This is a genomic window from Cylindrospermum sp. FACHB-282 (assembly GCF_014697195.1).
In the GTDB taxonomy this organism is placed as follows: Bacteria; Cyanobacteriota; Cyanobacteriia; order Cyanobacteriales; family Nostocaceae; genus Cylindrospermum.
Genome location: NZ_JACJRJ010000021.1, coordinates 80,159 through 95,398, shown reverse-complemented (window position 1 = coordinate 95,398; position 15,240 = coordinate 80,159). Strand labels below are relative to the sequence as shown.

General features: G+C 41.5%; 15 protein-coding genes, 1 rRNA gene and 1 CRISPR repeat array (1 of these 17 running past the window's edge). Of the genes, 10 read left to right on the top strand and 6 right to left on the bottom strand.

Going from position 1 to position 15,240, the window contains the following annotated elements:
* The 3 genes from H6G32_RS13040 to H6G32_RS13030 form a co-directional block, all read right to left on the bottom strand.
* A 16S ribosomal RNA gene (locus tag H6G32_RS13040) occupies positions 1 to 112 on the bottom strand; the annotation flags it as partial.
* Between the two features lie 544 nt (positions 113 to 656).
* Positions 657 to 1,061 carry a VOC family protein gene (locus H6G32_RS13035; protein WP_190458828.1) on the bottom strand — a complete coding sequence of 135 codons (405 nt, stop codon included), beginning with the start codon at positions 1,059 to 1,061 and terminating at the stop codon, positions 657 to 659.
* Positions 1,062 to 1,081: 20 nt separating this feature from the next.
* Positions 1,082 to 1,681: a tRNA-(ms[2]io[6]A)-hydroxylase gene (locus H6G32_RS13030; protein ID WP_190458826.1), complete on the bottom strand. Its 600-nt coding sequence runs from the start codon at positions 1,679 to 1,681 to the stop codon at positions 1,082 to 1,084.
* Positions 1,682 to 1,914: 233 nt separating this feature from the next.
* Between H6G32_RS13030 and H6G32_RS13025 the strand changes: the two genes are divergently transcribed.
* Positions 1,915 to 2,700: a dienelactone hydrolase family protein gene (locus tag H6G32_RS13025; protein WP_190458824.1), complete on the top strand. Its 786-nt coding sequence runs from the start codon at positions 1,915 to 1,917 to the stop codon at positions 2,698 to 2,700.
* 93 nt (positions 2,701 to 2,793) lie between these two features.
* On the opposite strand, the gene H6G32_RS13020 is transcribed toward H6G32_RS13025, so the two are convergent.
* Positions 2,794 to 2,961, bottom strand: coding sequence for a hypothetical protein (locus tag H6G32_RS13020; RefSeq protein WP_190458822.1), 168 nt, complete (start codon positions 2,959 to 2,961; stop codon positions 2,794 to 2,796).
* A 94-nt stretch (positions 2,962 to 3,055) separates the two neighbouring features.
* On the opposite strand from H6G32_RS13020, the gene H6G32_RS13015 reads away from it, so the two are divergent.
* Positions 3,056 to 4,048 (top strand): zinc-dependent alcohol dehydrogenase family protein, encoded by a 993-nt coding sequence (locus H6G32_RS13015; protein ID WP_190458820.1) that lies wholly within the window; start codon positions 3,056 to 3,058, stop codon positions 4,046 to 4,048.
* Here the strand turns inward: H6G32_RS13015 and H6G32_RS13010 are convergent.
* Positions 4,038 to 4,334 carry an acylphosphatase gene (locus H6G32_RS13010; protein WP_190458836.1) on the bottom strand — a complete coding sequence of 99 codons (297 nt, stop codon included), beginning with the start codon at positions 4,332 to 4,334 and terminating at the stop codon, positions 4,038 to 4,040. The two genes, H6G32_RS13015 and H6G32_RS13010, sit on opposite strands and share 11 nt — an antisense overlap.
* 298 nt (positions 4,335 to 4,632) lie before the next feature.
* Here H6G32_RS13010 and H6G32_RS13005 point away from each other — a divergent pair, with 298 nt between their 5' ends.
* From H6G32_RS13005 to H6G32_RS12995, 3 genes are all read left to right on the top strand, one after another.
* The gene (locus H6G32_RS13005; protein WP_190458818.1) at positions 4,633 to 5,010 is read left to right on the top strand and encodes a DUF1823 family protein; all 378 of its coding nucleotides are present in this window, start codon (positions 4,633 to 4,635) and stop codon (positions 5,008 to 5,010) included.
* 572 nt (positions 5,011 to 5,582) lie between these two features.
* Positions 5,583 to 7,241, top strand: coding sequence for an alpha-amylase family glycosyl hydrolase (locus H6G32_RS13000; protein ID WP_190458815.1), 1,659 nt, complete (start codon positions 5,583 to 5,585; stop codon positions 7,239 to 7,241).
* 398 nt (positions 7,242 to 7,639) lie between these two features.
* On the top strand, positions 7,640 to 8,680 hold the full coding sequence (locus H6G32_RS12995) for a 3-deoxy-7-phosphoheptulonate synthase (RefSeq protein WP_190458813.1): 1,041 nt from the start codon (positions 7,640 to 7,642) through the stop codon (positions 8,678 to 8,680).
* A gap of 82 nt (positions 8,681 to 8,762) precedes the next feature.
* On the opposite strand, the gene H6G32_RS12990 is transcribed toward H6G32_RS12995, so the two are convergent.
* Positions 8,763 to 10,673, bottom strand: a complete 1,911-nt coding sequence (locus H6G32_RS12990) for an acetate--CoA ligase family protein (protein ID WP_190458810.1) — start codon at positions 10,671 to 10,673, stop codon at positions 8,763 to 8,765.
* 325 nt (positions 10,674 to 10,998) lie between these two features.
* On the opposite strand from H6G32_RS12990, the gene H6G32_RS12985 reads away from it, so the two are divergent.
* The 5 genes from H6G32_RS12985 (at position 10,999) to aroF (ending at position 14,923) form a co-directional block, all read left to right on the top strand.
* Positions 10,999 to 11,202 (top strand): hypothetical protein, encoded by a 204-nt coding sequence (locus H6G32_RS12985; protein ID WP_190458808.1) that lies wholly within the window; start codon positions 10,999 to 11,001, stop codon positions 11,200 to 11,202.
* Between the two features lie 397 nt (positions 11,203 to 11,599).
* Positions 11,600 to 12,454 carry a cyanophycinase gene (locus H6G32_RS12980; RefSeq protein ID WP_190458806.1) on the top strand — a complete coding sequence of 285 codons (855 nt, stop codon included), beginning with the start codon at positions 11,600 to 11,602 and terminating at the stop codon, positions 12,452 to 12,454.
* Positions 12,455 to 12,735: 281 nt separating this feature from the next.
* Entirely contained in the window at positions 12,736 to 13,005 is a 270-nt protein-coding gene (gene rpsO, locus H6G32_RS12975) for a 30S ribosomal protein S15 (protein ID WP_015208748.1), read from the top strand.
* A gap of 12 nt (positions 13,006 to 13,017) precedes the next feature.
* Positions 13,018 to 13,488 carry a PAM68 family protein gene (locus H6G32_RS12970; RefSeq protein ID WP_190458804.1) on the top strand — a complete coding sequence of 157 codons (471 nt, stop codon included), beginning with the start codon at positions 13,018 to 13,020 and terminating at the stop codon, positions 13,486 to 13,488.
* Positions 13,489 to 13,864: 376 nt separating this feature from the next.
* Entirely contained in the window at positions 13,865 to 14,923 is a 1,059-nt protein-coding gene (aroF, locus tag H6G32_RS12965) for a 3-deoxy-7-phosphoheptulonate synthase (protein ID WP_190458802.1), read from the top strand.
* A 316-nt stretch (positions 14,924 to 15,239) separates the two neighbouring features.
* Position 15,240: direct repeats of the CRISPR family, unit length 37 nt; it runs 1,433 nt beyond the window's last position.

Below are 15,240 nucleotides of genomic sequence, written 5' to 3'. Positions count from 1 at the left end.
TTCTCACGCGTTACTCACCCGTCCGCCACTATCTCCGAAGAGACCGTTCGACTTGCATGTGTTAAGCATACCGCCAGCGTTCATCCTGAGCCAGGATCAAACTCTCCGTTTTGTTGTGACTCGAGTTTGTGGCTCCGAAAACTTTATGTTTCGGAATCCTCTATTTCTTTGATTCCGTTTTGGGTAAACCCAAAATTTAAATCTTTTGACGAGGTATGATTGTCTTTAAACTTTCAAAGTATTATTTTTTCGCGGTTCAGTAGTTCGGGGCGCTTGCCCTCCACCTCAATTAATATAGCAGGATGTTTTCGGTTTCGTCAAGGGGTTAAACTATTTTTTTTCTGGAGTAGCAACCTAAGGGGAAAAATGGAGGCTACAACGCAGACAGAGCAAAAGCCATAAGGTTTCACAGTCAGTTTAGGAAGCCACGAGTGTAAGGGAGATTGCTCTACTAAGTAGGTAGGTTGGCGTAAAAGTTTAAAAGTAAGTAGAGCGATTAGAGTGAAATCGAAGTAGGTTCTGTGCTGTAGTTGCCTCTTTTTACTCTGGCTTGAACACCATTGATGACGGGATAGGACAGTTCTAAGTAGTCTGCCTTTAATCTGGTTCTAGTTGGGCTGTAGTTCAGATATTGGGCACTGGCTGGCGACGAAGTTCTAATTTCTACTACCCAAATTAGTGTAGATTTCGATTAGATTGTCATCAGGATCGCGAAAATGAGATGTTCGGATTCCCCAGTCTGGACGGTCTAAAGGTGGTGTCACAACTATGACATTATTATCTTGTAGTTGCTGATATATCTCATCGACGTTATCAACGGCGAAAATTAAAGATATTTTGTCTTGGATGGTGACAGATGACGGCTGTTGGGAGCTTGTAACTGCTTCAGCCATGAACTCTCTTTTGAATACAGCTAGCTGGATAGATCCGGTATTAAACTCAGCGTATCCAGTATTTTCGTCACCCCAATCAACATCAAATCCTAGTAAATCTCGGTAGAAACGAAAAGAATCTTTGTAGTTGGCAACAAGCAGTCTTAGATGTGTTAGCTGAAATTTCATAATCTCTGTGTGTTGGTCTACTAACTATGAATTCTAGGTTCTGGGTGCAGAGTTGCCAGCAACTCACTTTCAACAAATGCTAATTCATCAAGCCGTTGTCTTACAACTTCGCGATCAAAGTATGTATCAGCTAAAACCCAGTATATGCCAAAGTGTCGCGCTTCTGATGCCATTAAACAGCGATAGAATTTGGCTAATTCTGGCTCTGGACAGTGAGTAGCTAACAATCCCAAGCGTTCGTGACTGCGAGCTTCGATTAAGCCAGTAACTAGTAATGAATCTAAAAATCGCTGAGGTTCTTGAGGACGAACAGCGGCTTTTAAACCGGCACCGTAGGGAGGTGGTGGTAGGGGAGCTAGGGGAATCTGCCGGCGTTCTAGCCATTGATTAACTAGTTCAAAATGCTCTAGTTCTTCACGGGCGATCGCTGTTAACTCCCGTACCATTTTAGTATTGGAAGGGTAGCGAAACATCATGTTTAAGGCTACACCTGCCGCTTTGCGTTCACAGTGGGAGTGGTCAAGTAAAATAATATCTAAGTTAGCGATCGCTTGTTCGACCCAAGCATCACTAGTAGGTTGTTTGAGAGCATTAATTGTTGGTAACACAGAACTAAGCACAGGCTAAGTAGATTTTAGGTTTTTCAATTTAGCTGAGTAATCCCAGCAAATAGATTGTAATTGGCGATTGAGCCAACTGATATTTGCTGTCACCAGATTGTCAGGTTCTCAGTGAGACAAGTGTGGCGCAGGTAATCAGTCTCTGCTAAGTACAAAGGACGATGGCTACAGTTATTTTTTGCCAGGTTTGCAGCGATAATCATCATAAATCAGCATTTTAGAGTTACAGGGTTATGAAATTTCTGCTTTCTGTTCTGATTACACCTGTGGTTGTGTTGTTAAGTTCTACTCATGGACTGGCAGCCATTCAAACTAAGACTATCGAGTATAAACAAGGAAATACAGTTTTAGAAGGATATCTGGCATACGATGACGCCATTAAGGTAAAGCGTCCTGGGGTGTTAGTGGTTCACGAATGGAATGGCTTACAGTCTTATGTTAAAAAACGCACAGAGCAATTAGCTGGCTTAGGGTATGTTGCTTTTGCTGCCGATATCTATGGCAAAGGAATCAGACCGAAAAACCAGCAAGAGTCAGGTGTACAGGCGACATTTTATCGTCAGGATAGAAAATTATTGCGCGATCGCGCTAATGCTGGGTTAAAAGTTTTACAAAACAACCCGCTCACCGATGCTAAACGCATTGCGGCAATTGGTTACTGCTTTGGTGGTGGTACAGTCTTGGAACTAGCACGCAGCGGCGCAAATATAGCAGGTGTGGTGAGTTTTCATGGCAACCTTGATACCCCTAACCCCAATGATGCCAAAAATATCAAAGCTAAAGTATTGGTATTGCATGGTGCAGATGACCCCTTTGTGCCAGAGGAGCAAGTAAAAGCATTTGAAACTGAGATGAGACAGGCAAATGTAGACTGGCAATTAATATCCTACGGTGGTGTACTACACGCCTTTACCAACCCAGTATACAAAAACGACCCTAAGGGAGCAGCTTATAATCAACTAGCAGATCAGCGTTCTTGGCTAGCTATGCGGCAGTTTTTTGCTGAGATTTTTCGCTAAAAAGGTTTGACGGCTGACTCAATGACTGACATTGCTAGAACCAGCCGTCAGTAGTTTACATTTTGGTGGATCGCTTGAATTTATAGATTTGGTTTAGGCGATCGCATTTTTAACAGCAGGTAGACTCAAATGTAAGTTGCTGTTGCCACTTTTGGCGACTACCTTTAGGTCGATGGAGTAGCCAACCACCTTGACGTAAAAGGGAAGGGCGTGATTGTTTGAAGCTACCCTATAGTCAGACAAGACGACGGATATCGCCAAACAGTTGCACGAAGTAGGGCTGAGTAGTTTATTACTATAGAAGTGGGGGAGGGGTGAGTTAAAAAATTCTGAACGAACAAATTATAAATTGCTTATGCAGGCGATGATTTTAGAGGCACCATATCAGCCTTTGCGGCTAGCTGATTTGCCAATACCAAAACCCAATCCAGATCAAGTACTGATTCGCGTTCATGCTTGCGCTGTTTGCCGCACAGATTTACATATAGTTGATGGGGAATTGGCACACCCTAAATTCCCCCTGGTACTTGGACATCAAATTGTGGGTACTATTGAGAAGATGGGCGAGGGTGTTAATAAATTTAGTATTGGTCAGCGTGTCGGCGTTCCCTGGCTAGGTCATACATGCGATCGCTGTGGTTATTGTCTTTCTGGACGTGAAAACTTATGCGATCGCGCGGAGTTTACAGGTTACAATCTTGACGGGGGCTATGCAGAATACACTGTAGCCGATCACCGTTTTTGCTTTACCCTAGACCCTAGCTATCCTGACTTGCAAGCTGCACCCCTACTATGTGGCGGATTAATTGGTTATCGCGCTTACAAAATGACTGCTAATGCCGAAAAAATCGGTTTTTATGGCTTTGGTTCGGCTGCCCATATTTTAATTCAACTGGCGCGTTATCAAAGGCGTCAAGTATATGCTTTTACCCGTGCTGGCGATGTTAAAGGGCAAGAATTCCCTCGTCAATTGGGTGCAACTTGGGTTGGTGACTCAGACACATTACCCCCACAAACCTTAGATGCAGCGATTATATTTGCGCCAGTCGGGAAACTTGTACCCGCTGCTTTGCGTGCAGTTGCTAAAGGCGGTGTGGTAATTTGTGCAGGCATTCACATGAGTGATATCCCAAGTTTTCCCTATGATATTCTTTGGGAAGAAAGGGTTTTGCGGTCTGTAGCCAACTTGACTCGCAAAGATGGAGAAGAGTTTCTCGCCTTAGCACCCAAAGTTCCCATCCGCACAGAAGTAAATCCCTTCCCCTTAACTCAAGCAAATGAGGCACTAGATACCCTGCGTAATGGCAAAATTCAAGGGTCTGCCGTGTTGGTACTATCTAGCATCTAACCTCAAACCCCCGCAACCCTTCTGGATTTTCATACTCAACCACAACTTCCTGCACCACAGCAGCAGGTGGACCAGAGTGACACCAGCGAATCATCTCTTCCACAACATCCTGCACCCCCTCAAAAACTGCCTCCACACGGTTGTCGGGGAGATTCCGCACCCAACCAGTTAACCCCAACTGGCTAGCTGTATCCACAGTGGCATACCGATAGCCTACGCCTTGAACCCGGCCAGCAATGAACAGATGAGCACGGATTAGTTTGGGCATTGGTCTGGGATTTTGCATAGACTGATATATCATTGACATTTCCAGTCTACCTAGTTTGTGAATGCATAACCAAGTTTTTAACTGCAACTAAAAATCTTTATTTTTATGATCCTTCTCCTAATATCTGTGCATTCAAGCTTCAGTTGTTACAGATAACTCTTTTAGTTAATTTATAAAAGGATAAAATTATCCTTGTGTTGAGAAATCTACCAGGGTAGTGATTGATTAATTTTCACTACCTATTTAACTGGTATACATAACCACGAAACAGTAGTAATTATTTTGCCGCTAACAACTGACATTTTTTGAATTGCTTATGTCCAACCTGCCACCTCTCAATACAGAAACTATTTGGGCTATCGTCAACGAAAAAATTGATGATGCCACCGTCAACCAATTGCTATGGTACTACTTAGGCTATCGCTATGACTCCTCAACAGAAAAATGGGATAATAGCGAAGTGGCACCAGCATGGCGGGATGAGTACCCACAACCACCAGATTTTATTGATTCTCGCCCTGCCACAGTCAAGTTAACCCGTTCTATTCCCCAAGACAATAAACAAATAATGAAACAAAAACTGGGTTTTAAAGGTTATAAAATTGGTGAATTTGGACCTCGACAAACTCGCAGAGCAACAGCAGCAAATTGGTTATTAAGTTATCTGCAAGAAACTACTGGTAAAATAGAGTAAAATCCAGCAACAGATATTTGGTAGGTATTCTTATTTTTTCTACCAACCAAATATCTACTGCTTTCCCATTAAAAGATAATCTATTGATTAATAAAAGCTTGTAATTAAATGCAATACGTTTTGTATCCAGTAGAGTAAGCAATGCCCACCTCATACTAAATTAGGATGACAGCCAATTAAAAACTGCTGCAAATACAGGACTTAAGCAAATATTTTTTTGTCATATTGAGCGCAAACCCTTGTAGCTAAACATCTCTGATATTTTACCATAGCATTCGGCTACAGCTTTGCTAAACGGGAACCCCTGAAGGCGATCGCACCGCTAAACCTACGTACCCTGCCAAAAAGCCACCTTCGGGAACGCTTACAGAATTAAAGAATTAAGTTCAAATGCGTAAATTACAAAATAGTCAAAAATCAAAAAAAAAGCAATTAAAATTCACAAATTCTGTCGAAAGATAGAGATAATATTTATCTATATATAATCTATTTCCCTAGAATGATTGACAAAGTTAAATTAACTATCAGAGAATAACTCAGCTAGTAATTCTCCATGTAAAATATTTTTAATTATGGCAAAACCAATTGAGTTTAAGTTATTTGCCCCTTATAATCAAGGAGCAAAATTAATTGGTTCTTTTTCCGATTGGCAAGAAATTGAAATGGAAAAAGATGGTGATGGATACTTTCAAAGAATAGTGAACTTAGAAGACGGGGTTTATAAATATAAATTCCGTGTTCAATCTAACTCATGGTTTTTTGAACCAGGGCAATGGGTTGATGTCACAGACCCCTATGCAACCGATATTGATGAATTGAGCGGAAAAGATAACGCTATTTTACTGGTTAAAGATGGCGAAAAAATCACCGACACCTACGTTTGGAAACATGATGATCAACCTTTATCGGCCGACAAAGAATTAGTAATTTATGAATTACATGTTGGAGATTTTTCTGGTGGTGAAGATGACCCCTATGCAAGAGGTAAGTATAAACATGTAATTGAAAAATTGGATTATTTATGTGATTTGGGCATCAATGCTATTGAATTGATGCCCATCAAAGAATATCCAGGCAGTTATAGCTGGGGTTACAACCCCCGCTATTTTTTTGCTACAGAATCTAGTTATGGTTCTACATCCGAGTTGAAAAACTTGATTGACGAGTGTCATAGTAGAGGCATTCGCATCATTATGGATGGTATTTTTAACCACTCAGAAGCTAGCAGTCCCTTAACCCAAATTGACCATGATTATTGGTATCACCACTCTCCCCGTGACCCTGATAATAACTGGGGGCCAGAGTTTAATTACGAACATTACGACGAAAAATTAGACATCTATCCAGCGCGGAAATTTATTGGCGATACAATCCGTTTTTGGATTGAAGAATATCATATAGATGGTATTCGCTATGATGCAGCCAGACAAATCGCCAACTACGATTTCATGCATTGGGTTGTTCAGGAAGCTAAAAAAACTGCTGGTGCTAAACCTTTTTACAACATTGCTGAACATATTCCAGAAACTACCAGCATCACTAATGTAGACGGGCCAATGGATGGTTGCTGGCATGATAGTTTCCGCCATACAATTACGGTACATATTTGCGGTGATACCTTTGATGTAGAAAGCCTCAAAGATGCCATTGATGCCAAACGCCAAGGCTTTATGGGTGCAACCAATGTGGTGAATTACCTCACCAACCATGACCATGACCATATCATGGTAGAACTGGCTAATCGGAATATTTTTAATGAAGAAGCCTTTACGCGGGCTAAATTGGGAGCAGCTATTCTCATGACATCTGTTGGCGTACCTTTGATTTGGATGGGGGAAGAATTTGGCGAGTACAAACCCAAACAATCAGAATCATCTAAAATTGAGTGGAGTTTGCTAGGAAATCATCTAAATCAAGGCTTATTTGCATACTACAAAGGCTTGATTAATTTGCGTAAACAAAATCATGCTCTTTACACAGAAAATATTGATTTTATCCATGAAAATATGGAGACAAAGGTGTTAGCTTACAGCCGTTGGAATGAGGAAGGATCTCGTGTAGTTGTTGTAGCGAATTTTTCTGAAAACTTCCTGGCTGGTTATCAGATTGATAACTTCCCCTGCGGTGGTACATGGCATGAATGGACAGGTAATTACGATGTCGAATCTGGTGATGATAGTATCATGACTGACTTGGGCCCATACGAAGCCAAAGTGTTTGTTTGGCAGTAATGAAATATGCTGATATTGAGATAACAGCTAAGTAAAGCTTCAATAGGGGTTTCATTAAAGTTATGCAAAATTGGTCAGTCTTATCCAAAATCTACTGGTTAGATGGGTAAACTCGGTGCTTTTTGGCGGCTTCAACCAAGATATTGTGTGAAAACGAGGTTCTTAAAGCCGCCAACTAGCGTTGGCTGACCAATTTTGGACAGCTTTTCCCCTATTGAAGCGATAAGCAGTAGGTAAGTTATTATCGATAGCTATGACTCTAATCAAAACTAATTATAAATTTGTTGAGGGAAAAACTAACTTTTTAAACTTATATGAGCTTATCTTGTATTTTTGAGTAAAACTATGTATATTATTTTTTTGCTCATAAGCATATCACAAATCAAGAAATTCGCTCTATGCTCAATAAATTAATTAACACTAACATCAAGAGTTCTCATGTCTTATTAACTCCCCATGAAATCAAGTCAAGATTACCTTTAACAAAGCCGGCTGAACAGACAGTTTTAAAATTTCGGCAGGAAATAGAAAATATTCTAGATTTTAAAGACAGCAGAAAATTTATCGTACTTGGCCCATGCTCAATTCATGATCCTAATGCTGCACTAGAATATTCTGAAAGGTTGAAAATCCTGGCGGAACGAGTTAAGGATAAACTACTGCTCATCATGAGGGTGTATTTTGAAAAACCCAGAACAACCGTGGGTTGGAAAGGATTAATTAATGATCCGGATATGGATGATTCTTTCCATGTGGAGAATGGTTTATTAATTGCCCGTAGCCTGTTGTTAAAAATTACGGAATTGGGATTACCTGCTGCCACAGAAGCACTTGATCCAATCATTCCTCAGTATATCAGTGAATTGATTTCTTGGTCAGCAATTGGCGCACGCACAACTGAATCACAAACTCACCGAGAAATTGCCAGTGGACTTTCTATGCCTGTGGGTTTTAAAAACGGTACTGATGGCAATATTCAAGTAGCTTTAAATGCCCTACAATCAGCGAAAAGCCCGCATAATTTTCTGGGAATTAATCAAAAAGGACAGGTAAGCGTATTTCAAACTAGAGGTAATGTCTATGGCCATGTAATTTTACGTGGAGGTAATCAGCCCAACTTTGATGCAGCAAATGTCAAAGTCGTCGAAGAAAAATTAAAGGAGGCAAATTTAGAATCGAGGATTGTCATAGACTGTAGCCACGGTAATACAAATAAAGACTACAAATTACAATCTGCTGTATTGGAAAATGTTATTCAACAAATAGTGGAAGGTAATACTTCAATTGTAGGCATGATGCTGGAATCCAATTTGTATGAAGGTAATCAACCGATTATTGGGAAACGCGAGGAATTAAAATATGGTGTTTCGGTAACTGACAAATGTATTAACTGGGAAGAAACAGAAAAAATTATTTTGGCCGCCCACGCAAAACTATAGGAATTTAGACATAGAGGATATGTAGATTTATTTCTCTATATATCCTCTGTGCTAAATCAGCGTTTATTCCAGTAAAAAAAAATCACAAAATTGTGCTAATTTCCTTCAAATAAACCCGTGTAAATGGTTCTTCTTCATTCAAGGTATAGTCTTCAATTAACCCCTGACGTCTAATAGAAATGTCTTTGCCTTTCTTAATCACCACACTTGAACCATCGAAGACATCCCGTATTAACATCATCTCAGTTTCGCTAGGATTATCCAAAACTACAATATTACTCCCCTGGTAAAACATCCCCTCATCCTCTAGGATATCTCCTGTGTATTCAGTAATCAGCAAATCTAGCTTAGGATGACGCAGCAAAAATTGCACATTGCTGTTGTAATCTTGGTTCAATACTTTCGGTGATCGATTGATAAAAACTGCATCACGACAAACTGCACCAATTGTCCATTCAGGATGTTGTAAAAGAATATGATCAATTGTAGTTTGCAGTTCGTGAATGGATATTTTATTAAAGGTAATTACTGGTATCCTAGCATTTATACCCGACTCAAAAAAGGTTTCCAAAATATGAGCAGGTACATCAACACTTTCACCTATTGCCGGGTTAAGATGCATCAAAATGCCTGGTGCAGCATTGATTTCTAGAATGGCAAAGTTACTGGATTTCCAAGATTCTGAAAGATTTTTAGCAATGACATCAATGCCAAGACAAGTTAGGCGAAAGTATTGGGCAATATCTTGGGCTAGGATAATATTGTCATGGTGAATTGTCTGTGTTGCATCAATACTCAAGCCACCAGATGAAAGATTAGCAACTTTGCGGAGATAAATGGTACGATCTTTGCTAATGACGCTGTCTAAGGATAAACCTTGTTCTTCTAAGTAAAGTTCCATCGCTTCATCAATCTGAATCTTGCTCATCGGCGAGGTTGGTGAGTCCAGACGTGCAGGTTTACGGTTTTCTCGATGAATTAACTCTTCAATCGTTAAGTATCCATCACCCACAACGGATGCTGGACGGCGTTCTGTGGCGGCGACAAATCTGCCATTGACACACAGTAAGCGAAAATCCTTTCCAGATATGCTTTTTTCTACAATTATTCTTGTTGGCTGCTCTTCTGGAATTGCTACTAGTGCTCTATTGTAGGCAGATTCCAATTCTTTTGCGTCTTGCACCTCAGCTGTGACGCCAATTCCTTTATGACCGATGACAGGCTTAACTGCTACCGGGTAGCCAATTTCTCTGGCTACCGCAAAGGCTTCTTTTGCGGAAACGACGATATCACCCTCAGGAACTGGAAAACCCAAGGCTTTTAAAAAAACTTTGCAGTCATCCTTGCGGGTGGTGAATTCTGAATCTACATGGCTATCACAATCAAATGTCGTCGCTACTCCCCGGACTAGTTTTTTTCCGTAGCCATATTGCATCAATCCTTCTTCCCACAAATAAAAGGCGGGTATACCTTTTTCATAGGCGGTTCGCAATAAGGCGTAAACTGTGGGGCCACCGTAGACAGATAACCGGAATCTGTTCTGAAGCCTCACTAGCTGTTCATCAAACAAGAAGTCTTCACCTTGAGTAATGGCTTCCAACCAATCCCAGACAAAGTAAACTACTGCTTTAGTTGTACGTGCATGTAAGGATTGGAGGCTAATTCGCACATAATGTGGATATGCCTTGAGGCTCCAACGGTTGAGGTGTAAACCCATGTCTAGCTTGCCTACTTCTGAGACAAGGCGAGCGAATAAATGAGCGTAGGATTCGTATGTCTGATCGCCTATGTGCAAATAGCGTGTGCTAATAATTGAGACATAATCCTCTATGGGTAACGGCTTTCGATATTCAGTTAGAGAAAAATTAAACACTAGAGACCCTGTATCTAAATAGGGGTTCGGGCCAATGTAATGCTTATAGTCGAAAATATCGAAGACATCCGTTTTTCTGGCATTGATGCGGATTACATCGGTGATTTGTTCTTGAAGCATTGATTATAAACCTTTGGTTAGACACCCTGAACTCTGGAATCTGATTGGCAGTTAATCAGACTTATTTATTGACAGTTAATTGACATTATTGGAGGTGGCTTAGGCTTGAGCTTAACGCTATTGCTTGGCATTTGCAGCTATCCCAGGGCATAATTTTCATAAAATAAATTTTATGAGCATCCCATTTATCAGTACAAAAGAAAAATCTGTCTCTATCGAGTTATATATAAATGAAAAAAAATATAACCTTTGAAAGGTGCAAGACCTTGCCAAAATTGATATAAGTAAAGTATGGCAAAGTATGGCATTAAGGAGACAGCAGAGTATGAATAGCATGCAAGTTGCTCTGAGAAGTGAAGTTCGACAACTGGCTGAAGAAGCTTTTCAGCGTAAGCTGATTTCTGGACATGGAGATGGCCCAGACAACAAAGAATACCAAATTGTCTACCAGGGAAAACCCAGGCATCTGCCACTAGAACAAGCAAGGTTTTTCTTAATTAACTTGCTCTACAGAAGTCGGATTCATTAAAGGTTCTCAGTTAAAGATATAGCTGCCTATATCCAATTGCACGTGGCTGGAGTTAATGCCCAAATGTAGTCCCAAAAATGACTTTGGGAGCAGGGCATGGGTTACTTTGCCACGAATGTTATCTATTAGCGAAAGTCTCAAAAATTCAACAAAATTTATAGACAATCCCTCTAGAGAATTATTGCCTACAAGGTCTATATGCATTTGGTGATAATTTCTAGTGGAGGTGGTAGAAAGAGTTTTTTTTGTTTAACAATTTTCTAATTGCGTATCTTTGCATATTCAAGATTATCAAGCCTAATGTATCTTCAATTTTTTAGAGCCATCTACCAAAGGGATAATTTTAGATGCCACGTTTTACTGAGTTTAATTAAATTAACTTAAATGAGGAGACATCATGGCTGAGAATGAAATCACACGGCAGCTAGTGATTATTGGCGGAGCTGAAGATAGAGATGGGGATTCCCAAGTCTTGCGGGAGTTTGTGCGTCGTTCGGGGGGTATAAAGGCGAATGTTGTGATTATGACAGCGGCGACGGAATTACCAAGAGAAGTAGGAGAGAATTATATTAAAGTTTTTACTCGTTTAGGAGCTGCGGATGTTCGCATTATAGACACGGAAACTCGTGAAGATGCATCTTCATCTACGGCATTAGAGGCAATTAGTAAGGCAACTGGGATATTTTTTACTGGGGGAGACCAAGCTCGGATCACCGGCATTCTCAAAGATACTGAAATCGATCAAGCGATTCACCAACGTTTTTCTGAAGGCATAGTTATAGCAGGTACTAGTGCCGGAGCTGCTGTGATGCCAGATCAAATGATTGTTGAAGGTGACTCCCAGACAAACCCCCGGATTGAAGTTGTGGAAATGGGGCCTGGTCTTGGTTTTCTACCTGGGGTGGTGATTGATCAGCATTTTTCCCAACGCGGACGTTTGGGACGCTTAATTTCTGCTTTGGTGCAACAGCCTGCGGTTTTGGGATTTGGGATTGATGAGAATACGGCGATGGTAGTCACCGAGAACCAAATTGAAGTGATTGGGGAAGGTGCTGTGACGATTGTGGAAGAATCAGAAGCTACATATAATAATCTGGGTGAAATTTTGAAGGATGAGCCTTTGGCTGTTTTCGGTGCGAAGCTGCATATTTTGCCCCATGGGTTTAAATTTGATCTAAAAACTCGCCAGCCTATCCTGAGTAATCGGTCGGCGGCAAATGTCTCTGTCCCTGTCGGTTCAAGAGATATCTAAATTTTGAGCTAAAACGGAAAAAGCTCTATACCCTACCCACAAGAGTGGTTGTGGAATTGCTAGGGACTAAGAAAGCGATCGCTCTCTAAGGGATCAAGATGTGGCGATCGCCAAGGGGTACGGGAAAGGAATCGCACTTGTTTAGTTGCCCAAAAGTCAAGCCATATAGCCAAAATCTTCATTTAACAAGGGTGGCAGAGCTAATTCAGCGCACAGCTTGATGGCTGTGATATCATTGGAGACTGCTGCATACACTAGAAAAAATAAAACTTGAATCGATCATGGCTCTGACGCAACAGCGCAAACAAGAACTCATTTCCAACTTTCAAGTTCACGAAACCGATACCGGCTCCGCCGATGTCCAGGTGGCAATGCTAACTGACCGCATTAACCGTCTTAGCGAACATCTCCAGGCAAACAAGAAAGACCACTCTTCCCGCCGGGGACTGTTAAAGATGATCGGTCAGCGCAAGCGTCTTCTATCTTATATTCAAGAAGGAAGCCGGGAAAAATATCAAGCTTTGATTGCTCGCCTCGGTATTCGTGGTTAGGAATTATTGCTTATGCCTGCTGAAGAATCAGAACGTAGTCATTTGCCCTTTGAACCAACCAAAAAGCGCCAAAAACCCGCAAAAGCTACGAATAAACCAATAGTAAAGCCACAGGAATCTGATAAACCGGCTGAAAAAAAGCCATCTTTCACTAAAGAAGAGATGGCCATTCCCCAAGTTGTGAACCAGCGGATGATCAAACGATTAGCTGCATTCTGTGGGATACCAACAGCTTTGGGAATTACCACCCTGGTTAGTAGCTATCTGCTTGCTAGCTTTACTGAGATTCAACTACCTCCTATCGCTGTGTTATTGGTGAACATGGGATTCTTTGGTTTGGGGGTTTTGGGGATAACTTATGGTGTTCTTTCTGCCTCTTGGGATGAGGAAAAACCTGGAACTCTATTGGGTTTCGATGAGTTCCGCATCAATTGGGGACGCATGGTTGAGGTTTGGCGCGAAACTCGGCAAAAAAACCTATGATGATCAGCGCTCAGGTATTGACTGACAAGGTATTGGGTAGATTCTAGTATAAATGTTGAAGTTGAAATATTCTCACTTCAACATTGCTAATAAAAAATTTATATCACTTTTTTTATACCCAATATTTAGAAGTACACAACTGAGCGCTGTATTTTTTAAATATATTCTCTTGATTAATTAATTAGTAAGTAGGCGAAAAGAAATCAAACTATGTTAAGCAAAGTAAAAACTAGTGAAATTTGCTCGTAGTCAGGGCTGAAGCCCTCACTACCAACCTTGAATTATTTACACCAACCTACTTAATTGGGCACATAGGTAACAATCAAGCCACATCTATTTATTGAATAATTTACACAAAGAAACAGGAACTTTCATAATGATTGTTGTCATAAAAAGTGGTTCGCCAGAGGCGGAAATAAACCGTATTAATGAGGAACTAACTAGCTGGGGGCTGACACCAGAAAAAATTGTGGGTAGGCACAAGGTGGTGATTGGTCTAGTGGGTGAGACTGCTGACTTAGACCCCCTGCAAATTCAGGAAATTAGCCCCTGGATTGAGCTAGTGTTGCGGGTAGAGTTACCTTACAAACGGGCTAGCCGCCAGTTCCGTCATGGGGAAGCTTCTGAGGTGGTGGTAAATACTCCCAATGGGCCAGTTGTGTTTGGGGAACACCACCCCTTGGTAGTTGTTGCTGGCCCCTGCTCTGTAGAAAATGAAGAGATGATTGTCGAGACGGCGCGGCGAGTTAAGGCATCTGGAGCCAAGTTTTTGCGTGGTGGGGCATTCAAACCCCGGACTTCACCTTACGCTTTTCAAGGACATGGTGAGAGTGCTTTGGAATTGTTGGCAAGGGCAAGGGAAGTAAGCGGACTGGGCATAATTACAGAAGTGATGGATGCTGCTGATTTGGATAAAATCGCGGAAGTCGCTGATGTGATTCAGGTGGGTGCTAGGAATATGCAGAATTTCTCGCTGCTAAAGAAGGTCGGGGCGCAAGGGAAACCAATTCTGTTGAAACGGGGTATGGCTGCTACCATCGAAGATTGGTTGATGGCGGCTGAGTATATTTTGGCAGCAGGGAATGCAAATGTGATTTTGTGTGAACGGGGAATCCGTACCTTTGACCGCCAGTATACTCGGAATACTCTAGATTTATCGGTGGTGCCAGTGCTGCGAAAATTAACTCACCTACCAATTATGATTGACCCTAGCCACGGCACCGGTTGGTCTGATTATGTGCCTTCAATGGCTATGGCGGCGATCGCAGCTGGTACAGATTCCCTAATGATTGAAGTGCACCCCAACCCTGCTAAAGCTTTATCTGACGGGCCACAATCTTTGACACCAGACGGTTTCGATAAGTTGATGCCAGAATTAGCAGTAATTGCTAAAGCGTTGGGACGTTGGCAGCAACCAGCCGTTGCCTTAGTTTAAGCCTTTCTTCTCGGAGGGGAGAAGTTTTGAATTTTTCCCCCTTATAGCTGGATTTCAGGATGCTAGTTGCGCGGATGGGTAGGTGTAGAATTTCGATGCTGGAAAAAAATGCTTGTATCTCAATCACTGTAAGGGTTTCAGCCTCAGATCGCCCAATTTCGATCCGCGCAATCGCTGAAAGCCTTAACCTAAAAGGGTTTCAGCCTTTTTTTTCTGACCCCTATTTTCAAACCAACGGCTGTAATGGTATATTGATGATCGATCCGCGCAACCGCACCTTGAAAACCAAATATGGTAAGCCTTCCAGACCCCAGCGG

Bases quoted from the DNA above. Each gene is read 5' to 3' on its own strand.
- H6G32_RS13035 (WP_190458828.1), bottom strand. From the start codon at position 1,061: ATGAAATTTCAGCTAACACATCTAAGACTGCTTGTTGCCAACTACAAA.
- H6G32_RS13025 (WP_190458824.1), top strand. From the start codon at position 1,915: ATGAAATTTCTGCTTTCTGTTCTGATTACACCTGTGGTTGTGTTGTTA.
- H6G32_RS13015 (WP_190458820.1), top strand. From the start codon at position 3,056: ATGCAGGCGATGATTTTAGAGGCACCATATCAGCCTTTGCGGCTAGCT.
- H6G32_RS13010 (WP_190458836.1), bottom strand. From the start codon at position 4,334: ATGCAAAATCCCAGACCAATGCCCAAACTAATCCGTGCTCATCTGTTC.
- H6G32_RS13005 (WP_190458818.1), top strand. From the start codon at position 4,633: ATGTCCAACCTGCCACCTCTCAATACAGAAACTATTTGGGCTATCGTC.
- H6G32_RS13000 (WP_190458815.1), top strand. From the start codon at position 5,583: ATGGCAAAACCAATTGAGTTTAAGTTATTTGCCCCTTATAATCAAGGA.
- H6G32_RS12995 (WP_190458813.1), top strand. From the start codon at position 7,640: ATGCTCAATAAATTAATTAACACTAACATCAAGAGTTCTCATGTCTTA.
- H6G32_RS12990 (WP_190458810.1), bottom strand. From the start codon at position 10,673: ATGCTTCAAGAACAAATCACCGATGTAATCCGCATCAATGCCAGAAAA.
- H6G32_RS12985 (WP_190458808.1), top strand. From the start codon at position 10,999: ATGAATAGCATGCAAGTTGCTCTGAGAAGTGAAGTTCGACAACTGGCT.
- H6G32_RS12980 (WP_190458806.1), top strand. From the start codon at position 11,600: ATGGCTGAGAATGAAATCACACGGCAGCTAGTGATTATTGGCGGAGCT.
- rpsO (WP_015208748.1), top strand. From the start codon at position 12,736: ATGGCTCTGACGCAACAGCGCAAACAAGAACTCATTTCCAACTTTCAA.
- H6G32_RS12970 (WP_190458804.1), top strand. From the start codon at position 13,018: ATGCCTGCTGAAGAATCAGAACGTAGTCATTTGCCCTTTGAACCAACC.
- aroF (WP_190458802.1), top strand. From the start codon at position 13,865: ATGATTGTTGTCATAAAAAGTGGTTCGCCAGAGGCGGAAATAAACCGT.